Origin of the sequence: Pseudomonas sp. RG1 (assembly GCF_025910115.1) — a bacterium.
GTDB lineage: Bacteria > Pseudomonadota > Gammaproteobacteria > Pseudomonadales > Pseudomonadaceae > Aquipseudomonas > Aquipseudomonas atacamensis.
Map to the genome: position 1 here is coordinate 44,180 of NZ_JAPCIK010000026.1, position 10,128 is coordinate 54,307.

The following is a 10,128-nucleotide window of genomic DNA, read 5'->3' on the forward strand; positions in this document are numbered from 1 at the left end:
CTTTGTTCGGTCAATAGCTGCTGATACGACCGTGTGGTCACTCAGAGGTTGCGTCGGATATGCCGTTTTCCTGGATCGGCAGACAAACGCGAAACAGGGCGCCTTCGTTGATTTCACTCTCGACGACGATGGAGCCGCCATGGGCGGCGACGATCTGCTCGGAAATGAACAGACCCAGCCCGAGCCCGGCCACCACCGTCTTGGCGGACACCCGTTCGAACTGCTGAAAAATACGCTTCTGGTTCTCGGCGCTGATGCCGATGCCGTGATCCTGGACCTCGACCCGAGCCTCATCAGCTTCGCGATAGACGCGCACCTGAATCGGGCTGCGACCGCCGTAACGCAAGGCGTTGGTCAGCAGATTGGACACCACTTGCTCGATGCGGAACTCGTCCCAGCAACCTTCGACCGGCTCGGACGCCTCAAAGGAAACGCTGGTTTCCGCCACTTCCATTTGCGGTGCAAAATTTTGCAGCAGATTGCTGACCAGTTGCACCAGATCGAAACGACTCGGGCGGATCGACAGTTTGCCGGTGCGGATTCGCGAGACATCGAGCATGTCTTCGATCAGGCGAATCAGACTTTTGATCTGCCGCTCATCGCGGTCGACCATCGCCTGCATCTTGTCGAGGGTGAACGCCGCGGCGTTGTCCCGCGCCAGGTGCATCTTGCGCAGCTGGGTTTCGAGGATCAGGCCATTGAGCGGTGTACGCACCTCGTGGGCAACGATGGACATGAAGTCATCGCGCATGCGCACCGCTTGTTCCAGCTCAAGCTGCGTGCTTTGCAACTGTTGCAGCAGCGCTTCCTGCTCACGGCGGGCCTGCTCGAGCGCCTCGACCTGCTGTTTCATGGCCTTGCTCTGGCGATACAGATCGACGAAAACGTTGACCTTGCTCTTCACCGCATGAATGTCCAGCGGCTTGTGCAGGAAGTCCACCGCACCGCTTTCATAGCCCTTGAACGCGTAGTTGAGTTCACGGCCAGCGGCGCTGACGAAAATGATCGGAATGTTCTTGGTCTTCTCGGTGCCGCGCATCAACTCGGCCAGTTCGAAGCCGTTCATGCCCGGCATCTGCACGTCGAGAATGGCCATGGCGAATTCGTGTTGCAGCAACAGCGACAGTGCTTCGTCCGCCGACAGAGCCTTGTAGACCGTGCGATCCTCGCGCTTGATCAGCGCTTCCAGCGCCAGCAGGTTTTCTGGCAGATCGTCAACGATCAACAGTTTGGCTTGGATATTACTCAGCATGCGATTCGTTCCAGCTCGACTAGCAGACGGCCGATGCCGTGAATGGGTAGGACATGATCCGGCTGCAGAACGTTCAGTGCAGCCTGGGGCATGGTGGCGACTTGTGCATCATCGGGGTCTTGAACAATGGTCAGGCCGCCGCAGCGCTTGACGCAGGCCAGCCCGCGCGCGCCATCCTGATTGGCGCCGGTCAGCAGCACGGCGGCGAGTGTCTCGCCGTAAACGTCAGCGGCCGATTCAAACAGGTAATCAATAGACGGCCGCGAATGATGTACGCGGTCCTCCAGGCTCAGCGACAGGCTGCGATCCGCTTCGACCGACAAGTGATAACCGGGCGTGGCGAAATACACCGTGCCGGCTTCAATGTCCTGCTTGTCTTCAGCTTCCTTGACCGGCATCGCCACACGGCGGGAGAACACTTCGGCCAGATGACTGCGGCGCTCTTCCGGCAGATGCAGAACGATGATGATCGGCAGCACATAGCCTTTGCGTAATGGCCCGAGCAGGGTCAGCAACGCCTCGACACCGCCTGCGGAGGCGCCGATCACGACGGCCTCGATGCGAGGCAGGCTCGGGGTGTCGTTCATGATTTGCGGTAGATCCGTTCTTGTTTGACCAACGCCTCGAACTGGTTCGAATAGTTGGAAAAATCCAGGGTTTCCTTGCTGCCCAGCACCAGAAAGCCGCGATGCGACAACGATTCATGGAACAGACCGAACGCCCGGTCCTGCAACTTCTTGTTGAAATAGATCAGCACGTTGCGGCAGGAAATCAACTGGGTTTCGGAGAACACGCTGTCGGTGGCCAGGCTGTGGTCGGCGAACGTCACGTTCTCGCACAGGCTCTTGTCGAAAATCGCGTAGCCATAGGCTGCCGTGTAGTAATCGGCAAACGAACGCTGACCGCCGGCCTGCTGATAGTTGGCAGTGTAGGCGCGGACGTTTTCCATGGAGAAAATCCCTTGCTTGGCCTTCTCCAGCGAGCGCGGGTTGATGTCGGTGGCGTAGATGATCGTGCGGTCGAGCAGGCCTTCTTCGCGCAGCAGGATCGCCATCGAATAGACCTCCTCGCCCGTGCTGCATCCGGCAATCCAGATCTTCAGCGACGGATAGGTACGCAGCAGCGGCACCACTTCGTTGCGGATCGCCAGGAAGTGCGACGGATCGCGGAACATCTCGCTGACCGGGATCGTCAGCAGTTGCAGCAGCTGCATGAACGCGGTCGGGTCGTGCAGGACTTTTTCTTGCAGGGCCGAGATGGTCGCGCACTCGAACTGACTCAGCGCGTGCTGCACCCGGCGCTTGATCGAAGCGCCGGAGTAGTCGCGAAAGTCATAGCTGTATTTCAGGTAAATCGCCTCGATCAACAAGCGTAATTCGATTTCGCTGTTGCGCTCGGCTGAACTGCTGCGTTCCACTAGATGCGTTCCATTTTCGGTAACCACACACGTATCAGCGAGAACAGACGATCAAGGTCGATGGGCTTGGCCAGGTAATCGTTGGCGCCCGCTTGCAGGCAGCGCTCCTGATCGTCCTTCATGGCCTTGGCCGTCACCGCGATGATCGGCAGCTTGCGCCAGCGCGGATCCTTGCGGATTTCCATGGTGGCTTCGAAGCCATCCATTTCCGGCATCATTACGTCCATCAGCACCAGGTCGATGTCCTCGACTTCATGAAGTTTCTCAATCGCTTCGCGGCCATTACGGCCGATCACCACGACTGCGCCTTTGTGTTCCAGCGCGCTGGTCAGGGCGAAGATGTTGCGCACATCGTCGTCCACCAGCAGCACTTTGCGACCTTCAAAGACCTTGTCGCGGCTGCGCGCGGTCTTGAGCATCTTCTGCCGTTCATGGGACAGCTGCGATTCGACTTTGTGCAGAAAGAGTGTGACCTCGTCGAGCAATCGCTCCGGGGAGCGTGCGCCCTTGATGATGATCGAGCGCGAATACTTGCGCAGTTCGGCCTCTTCGTCGCGGGTCAGGTTGCGTCCGGTATAAACGATGACCGGCGGGAACGAGCAGATGTCCTCGGTGGACATGCGCTTGAGCAGATCGTTGCCGAGCATGTCCGGCAGCTTGAGGTCGATGACCATGCAGTCGTAGATGGTCGTGCGCAGCAATTCCAGGGCGTCCTGGGCCAGGCCGACGGCAGTGATTTCGATGTCTTCGTCGCCAATCAGCCGCGCGATGCTTTCGCGTTGCAGATCGTCATCTTCGACCAGCAACACGCGTTTGACCTTCTGCGTCAGCTTGGCCTCGAGACGGGCGAACACATCCTTGAGCTCTTCGCGGGTGGTCGGCTTCACTGCGTAGCCGATCGCGCCCATGTGCATGGCCGCTTCGACGCGGTCTTCCACGGAAATCACGTGCACTGGAATGTGCCGGGTTTCGGCGCGTTCTTTCAGGCGTTGCAGCACGGTCAGACCGGAATGATCCGGCAGGCGCATGTCGAGCAGGATCGCATCCGGAACGAATTCGCGCGCCAGGTCGTAACCTTCGTCAGCGCCGTGGGCGACCAGACACATGTAGCCCAACTCATGGGCCAGGTCATAGAGGATACGGGCGAAGTTCGGTTCGTCCTCCACCACCAGAATGCAGCGGGTGGCGAACGGTGCCTTGTCGCGATCGTCGGCAAAGCGCGGGATAACTGCCGGAATCGCCGATACTACCGGCGCGGCAACCGCGACTGGCGCAGGTGTCGAAGGTGCCGGGTGGAAGGTCAGCGGCGCGGCCGGCGTCTCACCGAATTCGTGATACTGACGCGGCAACACCAGCGTAAACGTGCTGCCCTGCCCCGGCACGCTGTCGACGCTGATCGAACCGCCGAGCAACGTCGCCAGATCCCGCGAGATCGACAGGCCAAGACCGGTGCCGCCGTACTTGCGATTGGTGGTGCCATCCGCCTGACGGAACGCCTCGAAGATACTTTCCTGCTGATCGGCAGCGATACCGATCCCGGAATCCTTGACGCTGAAGGCGATGTGATCGTTCGGCTGCGCGGTGATGCTCAGGCTGACGGCGCCGTGTTCGGTGAACTTGATCGCGTTGGACAGCAGGTTCTTGATCACCTGCTCCAGACGCTGACGGTCAGTGAACAGCAAGCCCGGTGCGTCCGGCTGAACCTCGACGCTGAAGGCCAGTTTCTTGTCGGCCGCCAACGGTTCGAACATCGAGCGCAAGCCGTCGACCAGTCGATCGACACGGGTGTTTTCGGCGATCACTTCGAGTTTCCCGGCTTCAACTTTGGAAATGTCGAGAATGTCGTTGATCAGGTTGAGCAGATCGTTGCCGGCCGAATAGATCGATTCGGCAAACTTGACCTGTTCCGCCGACAGATTCTGCTGCGGGTTTTCCGCCAACAGTTTGGCCAGAATCAGCGAACTGTTGAGCGGCGTGCGCAGTTCGTGGGACATGTTGGCGAGGAATTCGGACTTGTACTTGCTCGAGCGTTGCAGCTCTTCGGCACGCTCTTCGAGTTGAATCTGCGCCTGATTCAGCTCGGTGTTTTTCTTGTCCATGGCATCGCGCTGTTCGGCGAGCTGCTCGTTGGTCTGCTCCAGCTCCACCTGCTGGGTTTCCAGATGCGCCTGGGATTCCTTGAGAATCCGCGACTGTTCTTCCAGCTCTTCGTTGGCAGTCTTCAGCTCTTCCTGCTGCACTTGCAGTTCTTCGTTGAGCTGCTGGGTTTCGGCGAGCACTTCCTGCAAACGTTGACGGTAACGCGCCGCTTCGATCGAGGTGCCGATGTTGCCGGCAATCAGTTCCAGCAGTTCGATGTCGCGCTCGGACAGCGGACGCAGGAAACCCAGCTCGATCACGCCATTGACCCGATCGTCATCGCTGGTCGGCACCACCAGCACACTGTGCGGCAGACCTGCACCGAGCCCGGAGCTGACTTTGAAATAGTCGCCCGGGACCGCGTCGAGACGGATCAGGCGTGCCTGTTCTGCCACTTGGCCGACGATGCCTTCGCCGCTGTAGATCGTTTGATTGAGCTCTTCCTGCTCGCGGGAGAAACCATAAGTCGCCACGCGCTTGAGGCCGCCATGTTCTTCGCGCACATAAAGCGCGGCGACGGCAGTGCCGAGGTATTGCGCGCAGAATTGCAGAATGTTGCGCCCCAGCAGGTTCAGCGTCAGTTGACCCAACACCTGCTCGGCCAGTTGCGTCTGGCCGTTGCGCAGCCACGCCTGTTTCTCGAGGCGTTCGGCGCTGGCCAGTTGGGCGGCGAGGTTGGCGCTGTAGTTGGTCGACAGGTTGAGCAGATCACGGCGGCCGATGTAGGCCAGCAAACCGCTGATGCCAACGATGAAGATCAGGTAAAGGGTGATGCTCCAGATCGTCGTGCGGCGCACATCCTCGTTGCGCGTGGCGCGCAGCACCTGCTCGGTCTCGATGACGTCCTCGAATTGCTTGCGGATTTCATCGGTCAGGCGCTTGCCCCGCCCGGCCTTGACCGCACCGCGATAGTCGCCACTGCTGCGCTGCAGATCGATCATCGACTGCGCGTAATTGGCCCACTCCACCTGCAAGGCTTGCAAACGGCGCAGGCGATCGGTCTGCACCGGATTATCGGCGGTCAGCTCCAGCAACGTATTGAGAGCGACCTCGATACGCGGCTTGGCAACTTCGTACGGGTCGAGAAAGTGCTCGTCACCGCTGAGCAGATAGCCGCGCATGCCGGTTTCCAGATCAACGGTGAGCTTCACCGCTTCATTGGCGTTATTGATCACCCGGTCGGTGTGCTCGACCCATTGGATGACCGACAGCAAATAAGTGATCAGCGAGACGAAGAACACGGCGCTGAGCACGCCAACGCCCAGCGGCAGGCTGACGTTGCGACTCAGAAGTTTGCGGAACCGTTGTTCATCAACCGAGGACGGAGAGGACATGGGGCAGCCTTGTCGAACTGTTGAAAACCCGAGAGTTTGCCCCAAAACCCCGCCATGGATCCATTTTTCTCACACAAATGATGGCATTTTCCTACGCACGCCTGCGCATTGGACGACGCCAACGGTTATCCTTGCCGCACCGCACTGACCTGTTCTTTTTTGTATCAGCTCGGGAACTTGTGGCTACGCGCCACTTACTCATGCAAGAGTCCGGCAAAATTCGCTTGCCCGGTATCCCCCGATTTCATTTTTCTGAGAGTCCTGCCATGTCTGCCAATGCCTCCACTATCCTTGTCGTAGAAGATGACGACATCGTGCGCATGCTCATCGTGGATGTGCTGGAGGAGCTGGAATTCACCGTGTTGGAGGCTGAAGACGGCGGCAAGGCGCTTGCGATTCTTGCGGATTCTGATAACGCCATCGATTTGATGATGACCGACTACGGCCTGCCTGGCATGGATGGCCGCGAACTCTCTCAAAAGGCCCGTCAGCTGCAACCTGCTCTGCCCATCCTGTTTGCCAGCGGTTATGCCGAGACTATCGAAGTACCCGGCGACATGCATGTCATCGGCAAACCGTTTTCGATTGACCAGTTACGCGACAAGGTCAAATACATACTGGAATAGTCCTGCGCATCTACCGGCATTGGCCGGAACCCGAGCAATCGTGATCAACCTGAACTGGCGATGAGCACACATCACTGTGGTTTAATTGCGCCCTTTTTTAGCGCCGAGAATCCAGTGATGTCCCACTCCGTTCCCACCAAAGTCCTGGTCATCGGCTACGTCTGGCCCGAGCCCCGCTCTTCGGCGGCCAGCGGGCATGTCATGCAGATTCTTGAAGCGTTCCTCGATCAGGGATGGGACATCACGTTCAGCAGCCCGGCCGGCCCGGGTGAACACAAGGCTGATCTGACGGCGCTGGGCGTTCGCGAAGTATCGATCGAGCTCAACAACAGCAGTTTCGACACGTTCATCAGCGAGTTGGCGCCGGATATCGTGCTGTTCGATCAGTTCATGATGGAAGAACAGTTTGGCTGGCGGGTGGAGAAACACTGCCCGGGCGCCCTGCGCATCCTGGAAACCTCCGACCTGCAAAGCCTGCGGCATGCGCGTCATCAGCGTCTGAAAGACCGGCTGAAAAGCGACGACGAGCAGACTGATTTCACCGAACTGTTCGCACCGGCATTGCACGAAGAATTCCAGCTGATGGCGAGCACCGATCTGGCCAAACGGGAAATCGCTGCGCTGTACCGGTGTGATTTGAACCTGATGATTTCCGAAGTCGAGATCGACCTGCTGGTGGAGGAATTCGGCCTGCCTCGGCAAATCCTGCATTGGTGTCCGTTGATGATTGATCTTCCGGACACCGCCGCGCCAGGTTTCGAAGAGCGCGCGCATTTCCTCAGCATTGGCAACTTCCGTCACGCGCCAAACTGGGATGCCGTGCTCTGGATGAAGACCACGCTCTGGCCGCTGATCCGCGCGCGCTTGCCTCGCGCGCAACTGCATATCTATGGCGCCTACACGCCGCCCAAAGCCACCGCATTGCACAACCCGGCCCAAGGCTTTCACATCATGGACTGGGCCGAAGATGCGCTTGAAGTGATGTCGGCAGCGCGGGTCTGCCTTGCGCCATTGCGCTTTGGCGCGGGAATCAAGGGCAAACTGGTCGACGCCATGCTCTGTGGCACGCCAAGCGTGACGACACCGATCGGCGCCGAAGCCATGCACGGCGACGCTCCGTGGCCGGGCGCCGTTGCCCTGGACGCAAACACCTTCGCCGAACAGGCCGTGCAACTGTACGAAGATCCAGCGCGCTGGCAGCAAGCGCAGATTCAGGCTTCGGCACTTTTGCAGCAACGTTATCAGCGCAGCGTACATGGCCCGCGTCTGATCAACCGGATAGCTGATTGCCGACAACACTTGGCACAACTTAGAAACGACAACTTCACCGGCGCCATGCTGCGACATCACACACTCAAAAGCACTCAATACATGGCTCAATGGATCGAAGCGAAAAACCAGTTGAATCCAACAGAGCGTTAATTACATGGCTTGCATTAAAAGCGAACTTTCGCAATAACACGAACATGCCTATAAACATCCTGCGCGCAACTAATCAACCACTTCGCAGGATATGCAACATGGAAAACTTCGACGATATACCAACCCATCAATGGATGGCTGATTCACCACAAATCGATAATCTTTCGTTATTCGAAATGACCCTGCCCGGCGCGCACAACGCCGGCTGTGACTGGGAAGCTTCTTATGCCCTGATTCCCGGGAAAAACTGGCTTGCCTGCCAGGACGTTTCCTTTTATTCGCAGTTGAATCGCGGCGCTCGCGCACTTGATGTACGCCTTGTTTACAACAGCAAGGCGAAACAACTGGCGAGATTCCGTTTCCAGCACAATGGATTCAACTCTTCGCGAACGCTTGAAGACCTGATCAGAGACCTCAAGGGGTTTTATGAAAGAAGCCCGAACGAGTTTATCGTTCTGGACTTTCATGAACTTTCCAACGCTACAGATCCATTCAACCATGAGGAATTCAGAACAGCTTTGCTGGAGCACCTTGGGGAACGGATCATTCCCACCGAAAATCTGCATCTGACAATTGGCCAACTCAAAGCCATCGATCCATTGCAGCGCATTATGGTAGCTGCGCCGATGACCTGGGAAACCCTGGACTTCCGCTTTTATAGCCAGATCAATCACAAGTGGATCGGCAAATCACAGGTCAGCACCTCGGATCTTTATGGCTATATAGACAACGTACTGAGCACACCTGTCAGTACGCGCCGCCCGTGGTCGCTGTCGGCAACCAGTTACACACTCGGCGGCCCACAGCGAATCCTCGACAGTCTTGACGAGTGGTTCGACCCGGAAAAATCCGATTGGGCGCGCAAGTGCAACATCATCAATTTCGACTTCATCAAGAATTCGAACATCGTGCGCTTCTGCCAAATGGCCAACTTGCAAAAGGCGCGCGACAAGCTCAGCTGAGCGGTCTCCAGGGACGGCCGGTCAGAAGTGGCACAAATGGCAAAAAACGAGGCATGATCGCGCAGCGATAATAAAAAAGTGCCTCGTCATGACCCGAACCGCTCGCGTGACCGACCCTTCCTACGAGTTGATGGACGACCATAACGGCTTGTCCATCATCTACCGCCAGCACGGCTTTCCCTGCCCGCTGGTGCGCTGGCATTTCCACAAGGAATACGAACTGCACCTGATCGTTGCCAGTTCCGGCAAGGTGTTCATCGGCGATTACATCGGCAACTTCTATCCGGAAACCCTGTTTCTGACCGGTCCCAACCTGCCGCACAACTGGATCAGCCAGGTCGCTGAAGATGAAGTGGTGGAGAAGCGCGACATGCTGGTCAACTTCACCGACGAATTGTTCGAGAGCGGGCATCAGGTGTTCGCTGAGCTGAAATCCCTGGCGCCACTGCTTGAGCGCGCGCAGTACGGCATCGAATTTCGCTGCAAGCGCACGATCCGTCAGGCCATGACACTTATGCAGCGGATCGCCGACAGCACCGGCATCACCCGCCTCGGGCATTTTTTCATCCTGATGGAATTGCTTGCGGCCAGTGATGATTACCAGTTGCTCTCCGGTGCCACCACGCCGCAACTGGCCGACGAACACAACATCGACCGCACCAACCGCGCGGTCGATTACATCTTCAGCCATTACGCCCGGGACATTTCACTGGAAGAAGTGGCCGAGCACCTGGGCATGACGCCAACTTACTTCAGCCGGGTATTCAAACAGGCCACCGGGCGCAACTTCATCGAATTCGTCAATCGCCTGCGCATCAGCAAATCCTGTGAACTGCTGGCCGACGGCGACAAACCGGTGACCGAGGTGTGCTTCGAGTCGGGCTTCAACAATATTTCCAACTTCAATCGACGCTTTCAGCAACTCAAGGGCATGACGCCGTCGCACTATCGACGGCTGGCAGTGCAGCGGCTGACT

8 protein-coding genes are annotated in these 10,128 nt (G+C 57.9%); 4 read left to right on the forward strand and 4 right to left on the reverse strand.

From position 1 onward, the window contains the following. Nucleotides 1–37: 37 nt before the first annotated feature. Genes OK411_RS15905 through OK411_RS15920 form a run of 4 tightly spaced genes read right to left on the reverse strand, consistent with a single transcriptional unit; the run spans nucleotide 38 to nucleotide 6,142 of the window. A complete protein-coding gene (locus OK411_RS15905; RefSeq protein WP_217878274.1) occupies nucleotides 38–1,252 on the reverse strand; it encodes a hybrid sensor histidine kinase/response regulator in 1,215 nt (404 codons plus the stop codon). Further along, complete coding sequence (locus tag OK411_RS15910) at nucleotides 1,246–1,839, reverse strand: chemotaxis protein CheB (protein ID WP_206422098.1); 594 nt, start codon at nucleotides 1,837–1,839, stop codon at nucleotides 1,246–1,248. Before OK411_RS15910 ends, OK411_RS15905 begins: the two co-directional genes overlap by 7 nt. Further along, nucleotides 1,836–2,669: a CheR family methyltransferase gene (locus OK411_RS15915; RefSeq protein ID WP_016774863.1), complete on the reverse strand. Its 834-nt coding sequence runs from the start codon at nucleotides 2,667–2,669 to the stop codon at nucleotides 1,836–1,838. The genes OK411_RS15910 and OK411_RS15915 overlap by 4 nt, the downstream gene beginning before the upstream one ends. Further along, nucleotides 2,669–6,142, reverse strand: coding sequence for a response regulator (locus tag OK411_RS15920; protein WP_264365337.1), 3,474 nt, complete (start codon nucleotides 6,140–6,142; stop codon nucleotides 2,669–2,671). The genes OK411_RS15915 and OK411_RS15920 overlap by 1 nt, the downstream gene beginning before the upstream one ends. Before the next feature lie 266 nt (nucleotides 6,143–6,408). On the opposite strand from OK411_RS15920, the gene OK411_RS15925 reads away from it, so the two are divergent. The 4 genes from OK411_RS15925 to OK411_RS15940 all read left to right on the forward strand — a co-directional run. After that, nucleotides 6,409–6,768, forward strand: coding sequence for a response regulator (locus OK411_RS15925; RefSeq protein WP_264365338.1), 360 nt, complete (start codon nucleotides 6,409–6,411; stop codon nucleotides 6,766–6,768). A 117-nt stretch (nucleotides 6,769–6,885) separates the two neighbouring features. Then, nucleotides 6,886–8,190, forward strand: a complete 1,305-nt coding sequence (locus OK411_RS15930) for a glycosyltransferase (RefSeq protein ID WP_264365339.1) — start codon at nucleotides 6,886–6,888, stop codon at nucleotides 8,188–8,190. A 98-nt stretch (nucleotides 8,191–8,288) separates the two neighbouring features. Beyond that, a complete protein-coding gene (locus tag OK411_RS15935) occupies nucleotides 8,289–9,152 on the forward strand; it encodes a phospholipase (RefSeq protein ID WP_110600427.1) in 864 nt (287 codons plus the stop codon). An 88-nt stretch (nucleotides 9,153–9,240) separates the two neighbouring features. After that, nucleotides 9,241–10,128 (forward strand): AraC family transcriptional regulator (locus OK411_RS15940; RefSeq protein ID WP_264365340.1); only part of this gene is annotated, 888 nt, incomplete at its 3' end.